We start from the raw sequence: 18,957 nt of genomic DNA on the forward strand, positions 1-18,957 counted from the left end.
GACCGCGCGGAACGGCTTGTTCAACCGCGTCGATTCAGCGGTTGAACGGCGGGTTCGGGGGCCATTCTCCTGGGTGCGTTCCATTCCACCCCCCACAATTCGAGAGGAGTGCGGCGTGCGCGTTCTCGTCGTGCCGTTTCCCTGGAAGACTCATCTGTACAACCTGGTGCCGCTGGCGTGGTCGCTGCGCGCGGCCGGTCACGAGGTGCGCGTGGCCGGCCGGCCCGACCTCCTCGACGCCGTCACCGGGGCCGGCCTGACGGCTCTGGGCGTCGGGCCCGGTGAGACCCCGCGGGTCCGCGCGGAGCGCGACCGGCGCCAGTCCGCGCAGCGCGCCGCCGCCGCGAGGAGGGCCCCGCGGGAGGGCCTGGAGCCGCTGTTCGACCCACGGCCGGACCGCGAGCGGCTGAGCTGGGAGCAGGCCTCCAGGGTCGTCGACGACCTGGTGCTGCCGCAGGCCCGGAGATCCAACGACCCGATGATGGAGGACCTGGTCGCCGCCGCCCGCGCCTGGCGGCCGGATCTGGTGCTCTGGGGCGCGAAGGCCTTCGCGGGGGCGGTGGCCGCCGCCGCGGTGGGCGCGGCCCACGCCCGGGTGCTGTACTCCGTCGACGTCTACGCCCGTCTGCGGGAGGACTTCCTGCACGCCAAGGCCCGCCGGCCGCCACAGCGGCGCGCCGACACGCTGCGCGACTGGCTGGCCGGCTGGTCCGCGCGGTACGGCGTGGAGTTCTCCGAGGAGCTGGTCAACGGGCAGTTCACCATCGCCCCGTTCCCCGAGGCGTTCCGGCCCGACCCGCGGCCGGACACGCTTCCCGTGCAGTTCGTCCCCTACAACGGCTCGGCCGTCGTGCCCGGATGGCTCGCCGGGCCGCCACGCCTGCCGCGGGTCCTGATGACCTTCGGCGACTCGCTCGACGACGGGCCGGTACGGCTGCTGCCCGTCGAGCGCGTCCAGGAGATCCTCGACTCGGTGGCAGGTCTGGAGATGGAACTGATCCTGGCCCTGCCGCCGCACACCCGGCGGGAGCTGCGCGAGGTGCCGGCCAACACCCGTGCGGTGGAGTCCGTTCCCCTGTCCGAGGTGCTGCCGACCTGCTCGGCGGTGGTGCACCACGGCGGCACCTGGTCGTTCGGCTGCGCCCTGCGCCACGGCGTTCCCCAGCTGCTGATCGGCCGGGCGTTCGACGCCCCGCTGAAGTTCGGCTGCCTCGAGCGCGCGGGCGCGGGGCTGGCCATGACACCCGCTCAGGCGGACGGACCCGCGGTCCGTGCCGCGCTGCTCCGCCTGCTCGGGGACCCGGACCTGCGCGCCAACGCCCGCCGCCTGGGCGAGGAGACACTGGCCCTGCCCTCGCCGGGCGAGCTGGCGCGCACGCTGGAGGACGTGGTCGCCGCCCGCCGGGCCGGCCCGGTGCCCGCCCCGCGCTGACCCCGCGAACGGACCGGACGGACCGGTCGGGCCCCGCACGGAGACCGTGCGGGGCCCGAAGGGCGTGGCGATGTGGCGGTGTGGCGGGTACGGCCAGTCAGGACGCCGGGACCGGCACCAGGTCCGGTGACGCCTCGCAGACGGCCTCGACCCCCGGCAGGAGTCCGGCCCGGTGCCCGACCCGCCCCCGCGAAGGGACCGGTCGAACCCCGCACGGCGACCGTGCGGGGCCCGAAGGGCGTGGCGATGTGGCGGTGTGGCGGGTACGGCCAGTCAGGACGCCGGGACCGGGACCGGGACCGGTGACGCCTCGCAGACGGCCACGACCCCCGGCAGGAGTCCGGCCCGGTGCCCGACCCGCCCCCGCGAAGGAACCGGTCGAACCCCGCACGGCGACCGTGCGAGGCCCGAAGGGCGTGGCGGGGCGTGGCGGGTACGGCCGGTCAGGACGCCGGGGCCGGGACCGGGTCCGGTGACGCCTGGCAGACGGCGTCGACGCCCCGGCGGGAGTCCGGACGGGTGCCGTCCCTCAGGAAGTCGCCGACGTACTCGTTGAGGCAGGCGTTGTTGTTCGCCGACAGCGCCGCGCCGACGTTGTGACCGCCCCGCTCCAGGACCAGCCGGGAGTTCGGGAACAGCCGGTGCGTCTCGACGGCGCCGGCCACCCCGTGCGCGGTGTCGAACTGGGGCTGCACCAGCAGGACGTCCACCTTGCGGTGGCCGACCTCGGCCGGCTCGCTCTTCGCGGACTGCGGCCAGAAGGCGCACGGAGCGTTGTACCAGGCGTTGGTCCAGGTCAGGAACCGGTTGCCGGCGTCGTACTGGCGGGAGTGGCTGCGGTGCCACTTCTTCCAGTCGGTCGGCCAGGGGCCGTCGAGGCAGTTGACCGCGTTGGTCATCGCGTGCCGGTTCTGGTGCGGGAAGCCCGGCGGTGAGTAGTTGGCCCGCAGCGAGGCCGGGTCCCCGTTCACCACCCAGTCGGAGAGGATCTTGGCACGGGAGAGCCAGGTCCAGCTGCGGTAGACGACCGGTTCGAAGACGTCGGACCACTCGGACGGGCCGATCCTGCCGTCGACGGGCGCCGCGCGGAGCGCGTCCTGTCCCTCGTAGTAGCTCGCCTCGACCTCGGCCGCGGTCGTGCCCAGGTGGTAGACGTCGTCGTACTCGGCGACCCAGGCGAAGAAGATCCCGGCGTTGCGCTCGGACGTCACGTTCTTGCTCAGGCTGTTGCGGTACCCCACGCCGCTGGGGCGCACCACGCTGTCCAGCACCATCCGCTCCACCCGCCGCGGGAAGAGCGTGGCGTACTGCGAGCCGAGGTAGGTGCCCCAGTCGGTGCCGAAGTAGGTGATCTTCTCCTGGCCGAGCGCGACGCGCATCCGGTCGAGGTCGCGCGCCGCGTCCTCGGTGCTCAGGTGCTTCAGCACGTCGCCGTACGTGTCGCCGCAGCTCTCGGCGTACGCGCGGGCCCGCTCCACCCACTCCCGCTCGGCGGCGGGCGTGGACGGCACCGGGTCCGGCTGGGCCTGCCCGGGGTCGAGGTAGTCGCTGTCGCAGACGACGGACGGCTCGCTGGCGCCGACGCCGCGCGGGTCGAAGCCGATCCAGTCGTAGGCGCCGCCGACGTCCTGGGCCAGCCCGGTGGTGCCCTGGGCGTACCGGGTGGGCAGGTCACGGCCGATGCCGCCGGGCCACTGGCCGCGGTTGAGCACGACGACGCCCTTGTACTCGCTGTCGGGGACGGTGTGCTTGGCCCGGGTCAGCGCCAGGCTGATCTTCTCGCCCCTGGGGGCGTCGTAGTCGAGCGGCACCCGCACCGAGCCGCACTCCAGGCCCTCGAGCATGTCGCCGAGGACCGGGTCCCCGCCCGGACACGGCACCCAGTCGATGCTGCCGGCGGCCCGGTGGACCGCCTCGTCCGCCGCCGCGACCGGGATCACGGCCGAGCCCACCAGGGCTGCCGCGATCACCGTTGTGACCAACGCAAGCTTTCTCACGTGATTCCCCTCCTGAATTCAGCGCGCTGGCAGCGTGGCACCGGCCTGTCGGACGCGGCTCGAGAACACCTGGAGGACCGCTCGAGGCAAGAGGCGCGCGAGTGCGGGAAATGCGCGGATCTCCTTAGCATGAGGCGGCGACCGAATCCCCAACCCCCGGGAGTGAGAATGGCTGACGAGGCCATCCAGGGAATCAAGACCGTGCTGCATCCCGTGGCGGACGTGGCGGCGGCCAAGAAGCTGTACGCCGCCCTGTTCGGCATCGAGCCGCAGACCGACTCGGAGTACTACGTCGGCTTCGACGTCGCGGGCCAGCACATCGGGCTGGTGCCGGCGGGGGCGCAGGACGGGCAGGTCGCCTACTGGCAGGTGGCCGACCTCGAGGCGAAGCTGGCCGAGGTCACCGCCGCGGGCGCCAAGCTGACCAGCCCCGCCAAGGAGGTCGGCGGCGGCCGCCGCGTGGCCACCGTCACCGATCCCGACGGCAACGTGATCGGCCTGCTGCAGGACAGCTGACCGCGGTCCGCCGCCCGGCCGCCCCGGAGTCCTTCGAGTCCGTCTCGAGAGGACGTCGAGGGCGGCCGTCCACTGTTCCGGAGCGCGGCACACCATCCTCCCCCTCGTCGAAAAGGGAAAAGGACATGCTTCGAGCGTGGCATTCCGACTGCGATGTGGTCACATGAGAATCCTCGTCACCGGCGGTGCCGGATTCATCGGCTCGCACTACGTACGGACCCTGCTCGACGGTGGTTTTCCCGAATTCGAGGACGCGCACGTCACGGTCCTGGACGCACTGACCTACGCGGGAAACCGTGACAGCCTCCCCGCCGCGCACCCGCGGCTCACCTTCGTGCACGGGAACATCCTCGACCGGGACCTGCTGCACCAGGTGCTCGACGGCCAGGACGCGGTGGTCCACTTCGCGGCCGAGAGCCATGTCGACCGTTCGATCGCCGGCGGCGCGGTGTTCGTCCGCACCAACGTGGAGGGGACCCAGGCGCTGCTCGAGGCCTGCCTGACGGCCGGCGTCGAGCGGGTGGTGCACATCTCGACGGACGAGGTGTACGGATCCATCGAGGAGGGCGAGTGGACCGAGGAGTCCCCCCTCCTCCCCAACTCCCCCTACGCCGCGTCCAAGGCGGCCTCCGACCTGGTCGCCCTGTCGTATGTCCGCACGCACCGGCTGAACCTCTCGGTCACCCGCTGCTCCAACAACTACGGCCCCTACCAGCACCCCGAGAAGTTCATCCCGCTCGCCGTCACCCATCTGCTCGAGGGACGCCCCGTACCCGTCTACGGGGACGGCGGGCAGGTCCGCGAGTGGCTGCACGTGGACGACCACTGCCGGGCGGTGCACCGGGTACTCACCCGGGGAAGGGCGGGCGAGGTCTACAACATCGGCGCCGGCACCCCCGTGGCGAACCTGGCCCTGGCCCACCGGATCGCCGACCTGTGCGGAGCGGAGCCGGACATGATCCGGCACGTCACCGACCGCAAGGGCCACGACCGCCGCTACGCACTGGACCAGAGCAGGATCGAACGGGAGCTCGGCCACCGGCCGGTGACCGCGTTCGACGAGGGGCTGGCCGGGACCGTGGCGTGGTACCGGGACAACCCCCGCTGGTGGAAGCCGGTCAAGGACAGCGGCGGCCGGCCGTGAGCGCGCCGGCCACGCTGGTGGAGCGCTCCAGGGCGCGGACCGCCGACCGGCTGGCGCTGTCGGCCGCGACGGCGGCCGGGACGCACACCGCCACGGCCGAGGTGCCGCGCTGGCTGGAGGAGCACCGTCGTTCGGTCGGTACGGTGGTCCGGCGGATCCCGTTCGCCGAGCTCGGCCACTGGTCGTTCGCCGCGGACACCGGCGACCTGCGGCACAGCAGCGGACGGTTCTTCACCATCGAGGGACTGCACGTCGAACGGCCCGGTGGCGAGTGGCAGCAGCCGATCATCGTGCAGCCGGAGATCGGCATCCTCGGCATCCTGGCCAAGGAGTTCGACGGGGTCCTGCACTTCCTGATGCAGGCCAAGATGGAGCCCGGCAACCCCAACCTGGTGCAGCTCTCCCCCACCGTGCAGGCCACCCGCAGCAACTACACCAAGGCGCACGGCGGCAGCGAGGTGAGGTACCTGGAGCACTTCCTCGACCCGGAGCGGGAGCGGGTGCTCACGGACGTACTGCAGTCCGAGCACGGCGCCTGGTTCTACCGCAAGCGCAACCGCAACATGATCGTCGAGGTGGACGGCGACGTGCCGGCCGACGACGCGTTCCGCTGGCTCACCCTCGGCCAGATCCTCGAGCTGCTGCGGCTGGACAACGTCGTGAACATGGACGCGCGCACCGTGCTGGCGAGCGCCCCTGCCCCGCGGACCGGGACGAGGGCGCTGTCCTCCGACTCCGGCCTGCTGACCTGGTTCACCGGGGAACGCGCCCGGCACGACGTCCGCGCCCGGCGCATGCCCCTGCGCGAGGTCACCGGATGGCAGAGCGACGCGTACTCCGTCAGCCGAGCCGACGGCAGGTTCTTCCGCGTGGTCGCGGTGTCCGTCGAGGGCGCCGGCCGTGAGGTCGCCGGCTGGACCCAGCCGATCCTCGAACCGGTGGACCAGGGCGTCGTCGCCTTCGCCTACCGCGTGTTCGACGGCGTGCCGCACGTCCTGGCGCACGCGCGGGTCGAGGGCGGCTTCCTCGACACCGTCGAACTCGCGCCGACCGTGCAGTGCGCCCCCGCGAACTACGCCCACCTGCCGGCCGGGGACCGCCCGCCGTTCCTCGACGCGATCCTGAACGCCTCCCCCGACCGGGTGCGCTACTCGACGGTCCACTCCGAGGAGGGCGGGCGGTTCCTCGACGCCGAGAGCCGCTGTCTGATCGTGGAGACCGACGAGGCCACCACGCCCGCCCAGCCGCCCCCCGGGTACCACTGGGTCACGCCGGGCCAGCTGAACTGGCTCGCCGGGCACAGCCGCTACGTCAACGTGCAGGCCAGGACGCTGCTCACCGTCCTCGGTACGGTCACCGCGGGCCACGGCGCCCGCTGAGCCGGGGCACGGCCGCCCCCACTCCCCCCGACGACACCAGGCCCTGTCCGGCGGTGCACCGCCGGACAGGGCCTGTGAGGTGTGCGGGTGGTTACTGCGCCGGGGTGAGCCGGCTGGTCATCGGCTTCCACGTCTTGGGGTTGATGCGCCAGTCCACCGGCTCCTGCTTGGTGGCGACGTTGACCCGGTTCCAGAGGTTGACCAGGCCGATGTGCAGGACCACCGCGGCCAGCTGCACCTCGGTCCAGTGCTTCGCGGCCTCTTCCCAGACCTCGTCCGACACCGGGTCCTCGCGGTCGTTGATGCGCGTGGCGGCCTCGGCCAGCGCCAGCACGGAGCGCTCGGCGTCGGTGAAGCAGGTCTGCTCCCGCCAGGTCTCCACGACCGGCAGACGGTGGTCCTCCTCCCCCGCTTCCTCGAACTCCCGCTGCTTCCGGGGAAGTTCCACCGTGCGGCCGTTGATCTGGCTCACCCTCAGGTGGACGAGCACAAGCGTCTGCAGCGGCACACCGACGCTGTTGACGGCCTTGACCAGGGCGCGCATGGGCGGAAGAACGTCGGGCACCACCAACGAGGGGTTGGGCATCCGCGGCGACATGATTCTCCTTCGCATGGGGATCGGAAACAGTGTGCTCTCGCCGGTCGCCTTTTCTCAATGAAAGGGAATTTCGGCGAACCGTTGATCCGTTGGTTTCAAGCGCCTGCGGCTGCTTGCGCGAGAGCGTGGTGAAGTCGTCGGTCGGCCGTCTGCCCGCATTCCCATTGCACACCGACCGCAAAGGAACGGCCCGTCGCCTCGACCGCCTCGACGGTCCCGTCCTCGGCCCAGCCGGTGGCCGCGAGGCCCGCGCCGAGCCGGTCCACCGCCTGATGGTGGTGGCAGGCCGTCTCGGGCCCGTCCTCGTCGAGGATGCCGGCGATCCGGCTGCCGGGCAGCAGCTTCAGCGGGCGGCGGCCCAGGGTGAAGGAGGGCGTACGGGGACGGTGGCCGTCGTGGCCCGTGACGTCCGACAGGTGCTGATGGAGGGTGCCTCCGTGCAGCACGTTGAGCAGTTGCATGCCGCGGCAGATCGCCAGTACCGGGATCTCCGCGTCGAATGCCCTTCCGACCAGGGACAGTTCCACCCGGTCGGCCTCCGGGCTCATCGCCCGGGTCGCCGGGTGCGCTTCCTGGCCGTACAGCGCCGGGTCCAGGTCGGGGCCGCCCGGGACCAGCAGTCCGTCGAGCCGGCCGGTCAGCTCCTCGGCGCCGGGCAGCAGCGGGATCAGCAGGGGCGTGCAGCCCGCCTCGGACAGGAAGGTCACATGCGACTGGAGCGCCAGGGCGACGACCATGTCGCTGCCCTGGAGGGTGACCGGCGCCGTCCGGGCGCAGACCCCGATCACCGGCCGGCGGCCGGCGGGCGCCGGACCGTTCGTGGCTGAATTCATGACCACCCTCGTGGGTTTGCGGGTTCAACTGAGGAAAGTCGGCAGATGAAACACGGGCTTCCCCGGACCGTCCGAACCGTCAAAATATCCGCGCCCCGATGCGCGATCCATCGTTCACGGACGCTCCAGGCCGCGACTACTGAACAGATAGCGATCCTGCTATCACAGGTGGCGGGGAGTTTTTCTGCCCCAGCGAAACTCTCGCAGGCCATTCAACCGAGGTGACCATGATCGAGGCCAAGAACCTCACCAAACGCTACGGCGACAAGACCGCCGTGAACGACCTGTCGTTCACGGTCGAGCCCGGCCGGGTCACCGGCTTCCTGGGCCCCAACGGCGCAGGCAAGTCCACCACCATGCGACTGCTGCTGGGGCTCGACCGGCCCGACGCCGGCGAGGCCACCGTCAACGGTGTGCCCTATCGCGACCTGGCCCGGCCCCTGCGGGTGGTCGGGGCCCTGCTGGAGGCGCGCGCCGTCCACACCGGCCGCAGCGCCTACGACCACCTGCTCTGCCTGGCGCAGACCCAGGGCATCGGCAGGCGCCGGGTCGGCGAGGTCATCGAGCAGGTCGGGCTGAGCTCGGTGGCCCGCAAGCGGGCGGGCGGCTTCTCGCTCGGCATGGGCCAGCGGCTCGGCATCGCCGCCGCGCTGCTCGGTGATCCCGCGGCGCTGGTCCTGGACGAGCCGGTCAACGGGCTCGACCCCGAGGGCATCCTGTGGATCCGGAACCTGATGAAGTCGCTCGCGGCCGAGGGCCGCGCCGTCCTCGTCTCCAGCCATCTGATGAACGAGATGGCCGTCACCGCCGACCACCTCGTCGTCATCGGCCGCGGCCAGCTGGTCGCCGACTGCTCCACCGAGGAGTTCATCGAACGGAGCACGGAACAGTCCGTCCTGGTCAGGACGCCCGACGGGGCCAAGCTGGCCGAACTGCTGCGGGGCAGCGGCGCCACCGTCACCACCACCGGCGACGGTGACCTGGACGTCACCGGGCTCGAGTCCGCGCGCATCGCCGAACTCGCCGCCGCCGACGGACTGGTGCTGCACGAGCTCTCCACCCGACGCGGCTCCCTGGAGGACGCCTTCATGGAACTGACCAAGGACGCCGTCGAGTACGACGCCGGCGTGCCCACCGCCGGAGGTGTGAAGTGACCACCACGACCGCGCCCACCTCCACGTCCGTGCCGGCCGCCGCGGAGCGCGGGCCGGGCTTCGGGCATCTGATGCTCTCGGAATGGACCAAGATCCGTTCCGTCCGCTCCACCGTCTGGTCGCTCGCCGTCCTGGTCCTGCTCACCCTGGTGTTCACCGCGCTGTTCATGCAGATGGGCATCTCGAACTGGGACAACACCGACGCGTCCGCGCAGGCCGAGATCAGGCTGGACCCGACGGGCACCATCCTGGGCAGCGGCATCCTGCTGAGCCAGCTCGCGGTCTGCGTCCTGGGCGTGATGGCGATCGCCTCCGAGTACTCCACCGGCATGATCCGCGCCAGCCTGCTCGCGGTGCCCGCACGGGTCCCCGTACTGGCGGCCAAGAGCGCGGTGTTCGGACTGCTGGTCCTGGTGGTGGGCGAGGTGACGGCGTTCGGCTCGTTCTTCATCGGCGCGCCGATCCTCGACGGCAAGGCGCCCGTCTCGATCGGCGACCCGGGCGTCCTGCGGGCCGTCGCCGGCTGCGGCCTCTACCTCGCCCTGCTCGGCCTGTTCGCCCTCGCCATCGGCGCGATCGTCCGGCACACGGCGGCGGGCATCACCCTCGTCGTCGGCTTCGTCCTGGTGATCACCCCGATGGCGGGCCTGCTGCCCGGCAGCGCCGGCGAGCGCATCCACTCCTACCTCCCGACGGAGGCGGGCTTCATGATCACCCAGCAGCAGGCCCGGGTGGGCGACCTGGTGGGCCCCTGGGAGGGCCTGGGGGTGCTCGCGCTGTGGACGGCCGCCCTGATGGCCGTCGCGGCGGTGCAACTGCGGCGCCGGGACGCCTGAACCCCCGCGGGTGGCCGCCGGGGACCGGACGTCCCGGCGGCCACCCGCCACACCGCGCTTCCAGGCAACGTCGACCTGCTCTCCACCACGGCTGGAGCCCCTCCTGCGACCCTCATCGGCAGCGGCCGCAGAGAGGGAGTTACAGGAATGGCTCAGAGCAATGCGCAAGCCGTCTCGATAACGAGTGCATTCAGCCCCGCCCGGATGGAGAGCGTCGAGCCGTCGGCGCACACCGAATTCGACCTGAGGAATTTCGACCGGCTTCCGGCACGCGAAGTCCCCGTCACCGCGCTCTGTGGCGGGGTTTCCCTGCGCCAGGGCGGAACCGACGCCGCCCATGTCCGGCTTCTCGTCGACGCGGCGGATTCGGCGGAACTTCCCCCCATTCTCGTCCAGGTCGACGGCTGCCGCGTCATCGACGGGCTGCACCGGCTCGAGGCCGCCCGTCTCATGGGCGACGACAGCATCAGGGCGCGCTTCCTCGACTGCTCCAACTCCGAGGCGCTCGTCATCGCCATGCAGGCGAACGGCGCGCACGGCCTGCCGCTGTCGAAGACCGACCGCGTCGCCGGCGCCCAGCGGGTCCTGGGTTCCCACCCCGACTGGTCCGACCGCGCCATCGCCGGCATCACCGGGCTGAGCGCGAAGACCGTCGCCTCACTGCGCGAGCGGTCGGCGATCGCGACACCGCTGGGCGGCAAACGCGTGGGGCAGGACGGCAGGCGGCGCCCGGTGGACGCGGGCGAGGGCAGGCGCCGTGCCGCCGAGTACATCGCCGCCCATCCGGGCGCTCCGCTGCGCCAGGTCGCCAGGGCGACCGACGTGTCACTGGGCACGGTGCACGACGTGAGCGCCCGGCTCAGGCGCGGCGAGGAGCCCGAACGCAACGGGCGCCGGACGCACGCCGCACGGCCACAGCACGTACGGGCCGTGCGGTCCGTACCGCTGCCCGGCGAACCGGCGGCACCGGCCGGGACGGCCGCCGACGGCCCCGGCCGGGCCGAGCTGCGGGTGGCCCGCTTCGCCGACACCGCGCCGCCGCAGCGCAGGAACCACACCGACACCCCGCCCACCTGGGCGGAGGTGGCGGCCAAGATGGCCACCGACCCCGCCATCCGCTACACCGCGGACGGCCGGGAGCTGCTGCGCTGGATGCAGTCGCACGCCACCGAGCCCGGCGAGGACTGGCGACGGCTCGTCGACGCCGTCCCCCCGCACTGGCTCGGCGTCATCGCCCCCATCGCCGACCACATCGGCAGTCAGTGGTGCCAGCTGGCCGAACGGCTGAAGACCCGGCAGGAACTGTGCCGCAACCCCTCGCCCTCAGGCCCCTGACGGCCGCGGCGGGGGCCTGAGGGCGACGGGCTGCGCGCCCGGGGCCGCGGCGCATCCGGGCTGCGGTACGACGGTCCTCGCGGGCAGCAGCCCGGGCAGGGCCAGCAGCACCGGCGGATCGGCGGGGTGCGGCGGGCGCAGCCGCACCGCCGCACCGGTGACGGTGCCGGCGGTCACGGCCACGGTCGTCCGCACGGTGCCGTGACGCCCGACGAGCACGCTCCGCCCGTCTTCCGGACCGCGACCGGCGCCGACGCCGGCGGCCACCGCCACCGCGAGCAGATGCCGGCTCCCCTCCGGCACGTCGGGCAGGCGGTAGCAGGACGGACGGTCGCCCGGCACGTCGACGAGGGCCTCGGCGAGCGCCGGGTACCGGACGACGGGCGTCGCGAAGACGCCCAGATACACACGCGCGGTGCCGTACCCCCGCGGGAGCCTGACCGTGCCCGCGAGCGCGCCGAGTCCCGCCCCCGGCTCCGGCCGGGGCCCCGGCAGCACCTGCCCCGCGTCGCGGCACAGCCGCCGGAACCCGCCCGGAGTGAGCCCGACGGCGGCGGTGAAGTGGTCGGTGAACGCACCGGAGCCGCCGTGTCCGACCGCGGCGGCGATCCCGGCGATATCCAGCGAGGTGCTTTCGAGCAGCCGCTTGGCCTCACCCATACGCACCGCGGCGAGGAACTGCCCGGGGCTCACCCCGGTTTCCTCCTTGAACACGCGCGAGAAAAGGAAACTGCCCAGCCGGGACCTTTCCGCGATGCCCGCGACCGTCAATGGATCGCCGAAGAACGCGCGCATGTATTCGACCGCCTCTTCCACCACCGCGTCCATGGCCACCTCACCCCATGTCGATGCCACTCAACACCATGGCTCGCGCACATCCTGATCCACTCGGGTCCCGCTCGAACCCTGCTCGGAGGCCAGTCGAGCCGGGCTCGAGTCGTGCTCGACCGTAGTTGGATCTGATCATTCCGGGCATTTCAGCCCGGAAGGTCGTCTCGTCACCAGAGCGTGAGGGCTTCGGCTTGAGTACGGTCTCTCGCTTCTGTCTGCCGCTGCTGCGGCAGGGTTGCGCCACCCGCCCGCCCCGCACGTCAACGCCAGGCCTCCTCGACCATGCGGGTCCGGCCCGCGCGGGCCATCGCCTCCACAGCCTCCACAGGGCAGAGCACACCCGGGGAGTTCATGGGGACGCACCAGTACGAACGTTCGCGTGGGGTAGTGCGTCGGACGTCCGGCACGCCCAGGTAGTGATCCCGCCCGATGTGCGCGGCTCCGGGGAAACCCTCCAACGGGAACCGCTCGAGGGACCGGGGCGGCACGAGGGCGTAGTAGCGGAGGGTGTGCAGGTCCATGAACACCGGCCCTTCAAGGGCCTGGCTCAGGTAGGCGTCCACCGGCATCAGCTCTTCCGACCCGGCCGCGGACCACACGAGGCGAGCCGGGAGGCCAACGGCGCCGAGGATCCCGCCGCATCGCAGGAGAGCGAGTCCTGCGCTGCCCCACTCGGCACGGGCCCGTTCGCGGTCGTCAGCGGCGGACAGGAGCCACTGGGCGACCGCAAGCTCGCGCTCCGAGCCCGTCACCACGGCAGTCGCTTCCACGGGCCGCGTCTGTGCATCGGTCATCACGTCACCTCCAGCCCTTGCGTGGTGGAGGCGAGTCGGTCGTGCGCGGTCGTACTGCGCATGGCTCATGTCCCTGGCGTAGGTCGTCGGTTGAGTACTGGGACCGTACGACGACCCCATGTGACGGCCCACACACGGAACGTGGCACTTCGCAGCCGCTCGGCCGCGAGGTGCCACGTTCCGTAGTACCTCTGTCGGAGTGTCAGGCGTGCACGTTGAGATGGGCGGCCATCGCCCGCATCTCCCTGGTCAACGTGCGCTTACGCGTGTGAAGGATGTCCTCCATCACGTACCGGGCCATCGGCTGGTGCTGGAGCCAGTTGCCGGTCGTGCGCCGCATCCTGACCAGCTCGTCCATCGCGTCCTGAGTCGAGCCGAGCGCAACGTGCGCCTTCGCCACATCCAGCCGGTGCCTGTTCCAGTTGATGTTCGACGGCCGACCGACCTTCTTCAGCGCGTTCCGGCCCAGCAGACCGTCGTCCGCACGCCGCAGCACAGCCTGCGCGTCCCCGGCCAGGGACAGATCCTCCACCGCTTTCAGCTCCGCCGTGACGGGCCCGAACCGCGCCCAGTGCGTGCGGTAGTCAGCGTGTTCCATGCCTACGGCGGACGCCGCTGTGGCGGCCATCCGCCTCGCCTCTTCCGCGTCGTCAGGCCTGTTGTTCCGCACGGCCGCCGATGCGATCCTCAGACACAGCTCACCCCACGCGGCGACATGCCCCACCGGCGCCTTCGACAGCCGCGGTTCGATGCGCTCGGCGGTCGTCGCCGCCAGGTTCTCCGCTTCGTCGAACCGGTCCTGCCTCAGCAGCAGCCAGCACAGGCCGACGACGCCCGTCGTCGCCGTGAGCGTGTCGTCCAGGTCCCGGCCGAGACGGATGCTGTCCTTGAGGGCCTGGTACGCCATGTCGTACTGCCGCACCTGGGTCAGATATTTACCGGCGAGGAGGAGAGCGTGAGCCCGGACCAGCATGGCCTCGTGGTGCAGGTCCTCCTCCGCCGTCACGGCCGCCACCTCCGCAGTGCGCAGCAGATCGGGCAGCTGACAGGCCACCGAGTCGTACCGGTCGGCGTTGTAGAGCTCCAACGCGTCCTCGATCCGCCGGCGGATGTCCGGGAGCGGCTCAGCCTGTTCCGGGTTCGCCACGATCTCGGTGATGCCAATCGGCGGCATGAGCGCGCGCCGGAGCTGTGCGAGCAGTTGCCTGTTCGTGCCGTCCTCCTCGACCGGGAGCGGCGCCCCAGGGGCGAACAGATGGGAGGTGGGGATGTCGTACGCCTTGGCGATGCAGTGCAGCGTCTCGACCCTCGCCGTGCCTCCCTGCTCAAGTTTCCTGATCACGCCGACGGACAAGCCGGCGTACTCGGCAAGTTGCTCCTGAGTCCAGCCGCGCGCCCGACGGTGCGCACGGACGGCATCTCCCAGAGCGGTGGAAGTGTGAGCCACCTGGTTCCTCCGTTCCGACCTCGGCACTCGAAACGGTACTCCGGCCAACGCCCGGTGACTGCCCCGAGCCCAGGGCGTCTACGCGGTCAGCGACCTACCCGAATGTCGAGCAGCTGGTGCCGGACATGCTGTGGCAACTGTTCCGGCGAGTGGTGCCAGAGGCGCCGACTCGCCCGCTGGTCCACGCCGCGAACCGGCGGTGCGCGGTGGCAGGCGAGGTGCCGAACGTCGGTGGCAGGTACCGCCATACGCAATCGCTGGTCAACACGTACACCACCGCCGTGAAACCTTCCGGTCCGCCACCGGCACCGTCCCGCCGCCCTGCTGTCTGGGCCTGAAGGGTGGTATCAGCGGTGCGACTATCTTCCACAGCCCATCGGGGACCAGTTCTCGTGCAAGATCCACAGCCACAGCGGACGATCATGCCCCAGGCGGCGCCTGGGCCCGTGCCCGGGGTTGCGTGGGGATAAGGGGCGAGTTGACCTGCTCCCCGCACCCGCGGGAATGGCCCCCGGCCATCGTGCGTGCCACCACGGCCCGTGCGACTGCTCCCCAGAATCCGTGCTGCGAGCTCCTGGAGATGCGAGCTGTGGGGAGCCGATACAGGATGCTCGTGGGCGGATGTGCCGGCTTCCTTCTACGGCGCCCCCTTTCCGACGGAGCGGCGGCTTCGCCTACGGCCGCTCACGACGAGTGTGGCCGTGGGAGGCCTGCCCCTGCCACTCGTGCCGCGTACCCGGGACAGGAGATCCAACAGTGACTCAGAGTGTGGCTTTCGCCGAGGTGCACATGCCAATGGCAATGCCGACCTCGCTGAACGGTCAGCACATGTCAGCGGCTGTGCAAGGTGTGATCAGTACCGTGGCCTACACCAACGGGGAGGAATACAGAGAGGGCGGAGGCGAGAGCAGCAGCTATTTCGACGGTCCGGTGGGAGTGGTCTTCGCTCCTGACGGCACTCTGTACGTCTCCGAGGAAAGCAGCCACCGGGTACGGAAGGTGACTCCGGACGGCAGGATGTTCATGGTGGCCGGAAACGGCTACGAGGGCTCCGAAGGCGACGGCAAGCGCGCGCCGTATGCCAAGCTCAGCTCTCCTCAAGGGCTCGCGTTGGATGCCGAGGGCAACCTGTACATCGCCGAGGGCTCCCGGGTGCGGAAGGTGACCCCCGAGGGCGAGATCTCCACAGCGGTCGGTGGCCTGGGAGGTCCTCGGGGTCTGGTATTCGATGCCGCGGGGGACCTGTACATCTCCGAGTACGACAAGCACCGGGTGCGGAAGGTGAACCTGGAAACGGGCGAGATCACCACGGTGGCCGGCAACGAGGATCTCGGAGGAGGTTTCTCCGGTGACAACAGACCGGCAGTTGCTGCCAGCCTCAAGCATCCCGGTGCGCTGTGTGTGGACGATGCCGGAAACATGTACATCGCCGATTGCGGCAACAACCGGGTGCGGAAGGTGGACCGGAACGGCATCATCACGACGTTCGCCGGCGGCGGTGAAGAGCACCACAGCGATGGTAAATCGGCTACCCAGGCCAAGCTTTGCCCCAGCGGTTTCTCAGGGCTGGTGCGGGACATCGACGGGAGTCTGTACATCGCCGACACCTTCTACAACCGGGTGCGGAAGGTGGACCGGAACGGCATCATCACGACGTTCGCGGGCACGGGAAATAATAAAGCGACCCCCGGTACCGGGGACGGTGGCCAGGCCGTGCTGGCCGAACTGGACTGGCCCCGCGGTCTGGCATTTGACCGGTACGGCAACCTGTACATCGCCGACGACGACAACAATCGGGTGCGGAGGGTCGAGGGGCACCAGGAGCGGAGCCTGGTGGCCAGCCAGGTGAAGGTACCGCAGGTCGGTCTCGGTGAGACCGCTGAGCTCACCGTGAAGATCACCGCTTACCGCGCGGGGCTGGCGGTGGACGCCGGCATTGTCGTGCAGAGGTTCACCGCGCCCACCGGCTTCGCTTTCGCCGACTGGCCGACCTACTCCTACACCGGGGACGATGCCCGGGTGGGGAGCCTCGGCTGTTATTTCGAATCCGACCGCAGCGTCATGGTCGTCACCAGCGACCTGCACCTCAACACCGGTGCCAGGGACAAGGGCCCGCTCGTCTACACCATCCCGGTCGCAGCGGTCGCGCATCCCGAACCCTACCGGGACGGGCAACTGCTGATCGGATGCAGCCGAGGCGTCGCACTGCGCGCCACGATCACCGAAGGGCCCCCCACGTTCTCCCTGTCGTCCGGAGGGAGCTCGGACCAACTGGTGCGGGGCGTGGGGCTCAGGTATCCGGGGGTGCACGTCCGCGGGGAAGGCACAGTCCTCGGGCAGACCATCACCGCGACTCTCCCCCCGAAAGCCGGCCTCGCCTTCAAGCCCTTGGAAGGCAGTGCCCAGTGCCACATGACCGTGATGCCGCCTGCCGGAGCGTCCAAAGACATCGTCGCGGAACTCTCGGCCGACGGGCAGACCCTGACCTGCCGGAACGTGGACGTCGGCCCTCTGCAGAAGAAGGATCCCTGCGTCGTATACGTTGCCACGGTGGTGGCCACCGACACCGCGCCGACCGGACCTGCTCACCTGACCTTCCGGGTGGGCGATGTCGAATCGAAGTCCAGCGGCCTGGAAGTCGTACAACAGGGGTGACCGCCCCGACGCCCGGCAGCGTGGCGGGGCGGCTGCCGCGCTTCGCCCCAGCCGGCGTGGACACCTTGCGGCCCGTTGCCATACCGGCTGAGCACCACGGCAGCCGGCTCACGGTAACCCTGCCGCCCGGATTCATCCGCCCCATGCTCCGCCGAACGCCCGGACAGCAGACGGCCGCGCCGTCCACTGCCGCTCCGGCGCCGTCGAAGTCCGACCCGTCACGGCAGTACGCCCGGTGCGAATTTCGTGGGCTCGCAGTGATCGCTGAGAGAGCAGCGGCCCATTGTGATGAGATAGTTCGCAGGCCGTGTGAGCCGGCCCCGCTACGGGACGGATGCGATGGCGTGTCAGCCAGGGCCGGGCAGAGTTCGCCGACAACTGCGTGCTCTCCCCCTCCGGATCCAGGAGTCTGCACCACCACCCAATACCCCATATACCGGAATCTGCAGAAGTCATAGAGAACACGTCTCGGCGACCATAGACTCCCAGGTCAAACAGCCTGCTCCCCGCACCCGCGGGGATGGCCCCCAGGCCTCCGTCTTCGAACGGATCATCCCCTTCTGCTCCCCGCATCCGCGGGGATGGCCCTCCGGCTTCGTCTGCGTGATCGCTTACGACGGTGACGAAGTGGTGGGCTTCGCCTATGGAGCTCCCGCCACTGCGACCCGGGAGCGGTGGCGCGAGCATCTCGACCCAGCACCCGAGAAGGCGGTGATCTTCTCGTACGCCGAGCTGGCTGTCAGCCCCAAGAAAGAGGAAGCAGGGCGTGGCCCACGCGCTGTCCCGGGCGCTCCTGGAGGCTCGGCCGGAGGGCCTCGTCGTCCTCCTGGTCGACGTCACGCACCCCCCGGGTCCAGGCGTTGCACGAGTCCTGGGGCTTCAGGAAGGCCGGGGAGCGACAGCCCTTCCCGGACTCCCCGGTGCACGCCGTCATGCTCGCCGAACTGCCGCTCTCACACCGACCTGGACAGTCGCCGGGGTGCCGCGTCGGCCATGCCCGCCAGGCCGATGCTCCGCATCACGTGTGCGATCCGCTTGTGGTTGACCTGCTCGTCGTCCTCGCGGGGCTCGGCGGTGATCCTCGGGACGCCGCAGGTGCCGTCCGGCTCGTGGTGCGCGGGCCGGATCCGGGGTTCAGTCGAGATACGCGCCCAACGGACAACGGGACGATCTTGGAGGCCGAACCGTCACGATAAATCAGGCATTCACTGCGGTCGTTGCGAACGCGTCTGCGCGATCGAACGTCCGCCCGCATGCGGTTCTGCTGTGTGGACAGGCGACGTTTGTTCTATCTCTCCTGAACGAGCCGGTCTACCTATAACGGCGGCGGCCCGCTTCGCGGCTCAGATGGCCAACCTCGTCCCCACCGGCTGAACACCCCGCCCAGGGCCCTGAGCGGCCCTCACTTCCGGGTGCCTTCTTCGTGTCCGCCCGGTAGCACCGGCTGAACCGGTTTGTTCTTGAGGGCCAGAACAAGCACGAGGAACTACGCCGAAGCCCTGGGCGCAGAGTCCCGCCCGGAAGGGGTCAGGAACGGAGAAGCCTCCGGTGGGGGTGCGTGGCTAGCGTGTGCCGGATGGACCTCACCCTTCATACGAGTTCCCTGCCGCACGACGACCCGGACGCCGCCCTGGCCTTCTACCGCGATGTCCTCGGCTTCGAGATCCGCAGCGACGTGGGACGGGGCAAGGCGCGCTGGATCACGGTCGGTCCGGCCGGCCGGCCGGACTCCGCCCTCCTCCTGGCGCCGGTGGGCGCCGACCCCTCGATCACCGCGTCGGAACGCGACACCGTCCTGGAGATGATGGCCAAGGGCACCTATGGCTGGGTCATGCTCGCCACCCGCGACCTCGACGCCACGTTCGACCGGGTGCAGGCGACCGACGCCGAGGTCGTCCAGGAGCCCGTCCTCCAGCCGCACGGCGTCCGCGACTGCGCGTTCCGTGATCCCGCGGGCAACCTGATCCGCATCCGGGAACTGCGCTCCGACACCGACTGAGAGGGTG

At 70.7% G+C, this 18,957-nt stretch carries 15 protein-coding genes and 2 pseudogenes; 10 read left to right on the forward strand and 7 right to left on the reverse strand.

All coding sequences use genetic code 11. The features are described from left to right. The first annotated feature begins 115 nt into the window (after positions 1-115). Positions 116-1,432 (forward strand): nucleotide disphospho-sugar-binding domain-containing protein, encoded by a 1,317-nt coding sequence (locus HTV45_RS27450; RefSeq protein ID WP_215208586.1) that lies wholly within the window; start codon positions 116-118, stop codon positions 1,430-1,432. A gap of 443 nt (positions 1,433-1,875) precedes the next feature. Here the strand turns inward: HTV45_RS27450 and HTV45_RS27455 are convergent, their stop codons facing one another. Further along, positions 1,876-3,429 (reverse strand): alpha/beta fold hydrolase, encoded by a 1,554-nt coding sequence (locus tag HTV45_RS27455; protein ID WP_215208587.1) that lies wholly within the window; start codon positions 3,427-3,429, stop codon positions 1,876-1,878. A gap of 168 nt (positions 3,430-3,597) precedes the next feature. Here HTV45_RS27455 and HTV45_RS27460 point away from each other — a divergent pair, with 168 nt between their 5' ends. The 3 genes from HTV45_RS27460 (at position 3,598) to HTV45_RS27470 (ending at position 6,468) form a co-directional block, all read left to right on the forward strand. Further along, a complete protein-coding gene (locus HTV45_RS27460; protein WP_215208588.1) occupies positions 3,598-3,945 on the forward strand; it encodes a VOC family protein in 348 nt (115 codons plus the stop codon). A 163-nt stretch (positions 3,946-4,108) separates the two neighbouring features. Next, positions 4,109-5,089, forward strand: a complete 981-nt coding sequence (rfbB, locus tag HTV45_RS27465; protein ID WP_215208589.1) for a dTDP-glucose 4,6-dehydratase — start codon at positions 4,109-4,111, stop codon at positions 5,087-5,089. Continuing rightward, entirely contained in the window at positions 5,086-6,468 is a 1,383-nt protein-coding gene (locus HTV45_RS27470; protein WP_215208590.1) for an NDP-hexose 2,3-dehydratase family protein, read from the forward strand. Before rfbB ends, HTV45_RS27470 begins: the two co-directional genes overlap by 4 nt. Positions 6,469-6,559: 91 nt before the next feature. On the opposite strand, the gene HTV45_RS27475 is transcribed toward HTV45_RS27470, so the two are convergent. Beyond that, complete coding sequence (locus tag HTV45_RS27475; protein ID WP_215208591.1) at positions 6,560-7,066, reverse strand: carboxymuconolactone decarboxylase family protein; 507 nt, start codon at positions 7,064-7,066, stop codon at positions 6,560-6,562. 95 nt (positions 7,067-7,161) lie between these two features. Further along, the gene (locus HTV45_RS27480; protein WP_215208592.1) at positions 7,162-7,899 is read right to left on the reverse strand and encodes a gamma-glutamyl-gamma-aminobutyrate hydrolase family protein; all 738 of its coding nucleotides are present in this window, start codon (positions 7,897-7,899) and stop codon (positions 7,162-7,164) included. Positions 7,900-8,126: 227 nt separating this feature from the next. Here HTV45_RS27480 and HTV45_RS27485 point away from each other — a divergent pair, with 227 nt between their 5' ends. The 3 genes from HTV45_RS27485 (at position 8,127) to HTV45_RS27495 (ending at position 11,224) form a co-directional block, all read left to right on the forward strand. Then, the gene (locus HTV45_RS27485) at positions 8,127-9,053 is read left to right on the forward strand and encodes an ABC transporter ATP-binding protein (protein WP_215208632.1); all 927 of its coding nucleotides are present in this window, start codon (positions 8,127-8,129) and stop codon (positions 9,051-9,053) included. After that, complete coding sequence (locus HTV45_RS27490) at positions 9,050-9,889, forward strand: ABC transporter permease (protein WP_215208593.1); 840 nt, start codon at positions 9,050-9,052, stop codon at positions 9,887-9,889. The genes HTV45_RS27485 and HTV45_RS27490 overlap by 4 nt, the downstream gene beginning before the upstream one ends. A gap of 147 nt (positions 9,890-10,036) precedes the next feature. Then, positions 10,037-11,224: a ParB N-terminal domain-containing protein gene (locus HTV45_RS27495; RefSeq protein WP_215208594.1), complete on the forward strand. Its 1,188-nt coding sequence runs from the start codon at positions 10,037-10,039 to the stop codon at positions 11,222-11,224. Here HTV45_RS27495 and HTV45_RS27500 read toward each other — a convergent pair. The 3 genes from HTV45_RS27500 to HTV45_RS27510 form a co-directional block, all read right to left on the reverse strand. Then, a complete protein-coding gene (locus HTV45_RS27500; RefSeq protein WP_308309766.1) occupies positions 11,213-12,079 on the reverse strand; it encodes an AraC family transcriptional regulator in 867 nt (288 codons plus the stop codon). The two genes, HTV45_RS27495 and HTV45_RS27500, sit on opposite strands and share 12 nt — an antisense overlap. A 236-nt stretch (positions 12,080-12,315) precedes the next feature. Beyond that, entirely contained in the window at positions 12,316-12,849 is a 534-nt protein-coding gene (locus HTV45_RS27505) for a hypothetical protein (protein ID WP_215208595.1), read from the reverse strand. 202 nt (positions 12,850-13,051) lie between these two features. After that, positions 13,052-14,296 (reverse strand): helix-turn-helix domain-containing protein, encoded by a 1,245-nt coding sequence (locus HTV45_RS27510; protein ID WP_215208596.1) that lies wholly within the window; start codon positions 14,294-14,296, stop codon positions 13,052-13,054. A 768-nt stretch (positions 14,297-15,064) separates the two neighbouring features. On the opposite strand from HTV45_RS27510, the gene HTV45_RS27515 reads away from it, so the two are divergent. Then, the gene (locus tag HTV45_RS27515; protein ID WP_215208597.1) at positions 15,065-16,951 is read left to right on the forward strand and encodes a hypothetical protein; all 1,887 of its coding nucleotides are present in this window, start codon (positions 15,065-15,067) and stop codon (positions 16,949-16,951) included. A gap of 591 nt (positions 16,952-17,542) precedes the next feature. Beyond that, positions 17,543-17,904 (forward strand): annotated as a pseudogene (locus tag HTV45_RS34520) (GNAT family N-acetyltransferase); the annotation flags it as partial. Positions 17,905-17,946: 42 nt separating this feature from the next. On the opposite strand, the pseudogene HTV45_RS27520 reads toward HTV45_RS34520, so the two are convergent. Beyond that, positions 17,947-18,081 (reverse strand): annotated as a pseudogene (locus HTV45_RS27520) (IS3 family transposase); the annotation flags it as partial. A 446-nt stretch (positions 18,082-18,527) separates the two neighbouring features. Between HTV45_RS27520 and HTV45_RS27525 the strand changes: the two are divergent. Continuing rightward, positions 18,528-18,950 (forward strand): VOC family protein, encoded by a 423-nt coding sequence (locus HTV45_RS27525; RefSeq protein ID WP_215208598.1) that lies wholly within the window; start codon positions 18,528-18,530, stop codon positions 18,948-18,950. Positions 18,951-18,957: the final 7 nt, after the last annotated feature.

The sequence above is a fragment of the Streptomyces sp. CHD11 genome (genome assembly GCF_018638295.1).
In the GTDB taxonomy this organism is placed as follows: domain Bacteria; phylum Actinomycetota; class Actinomycetes; order Streptomycetales; family Streptomycetaceae; genus Streptomyces.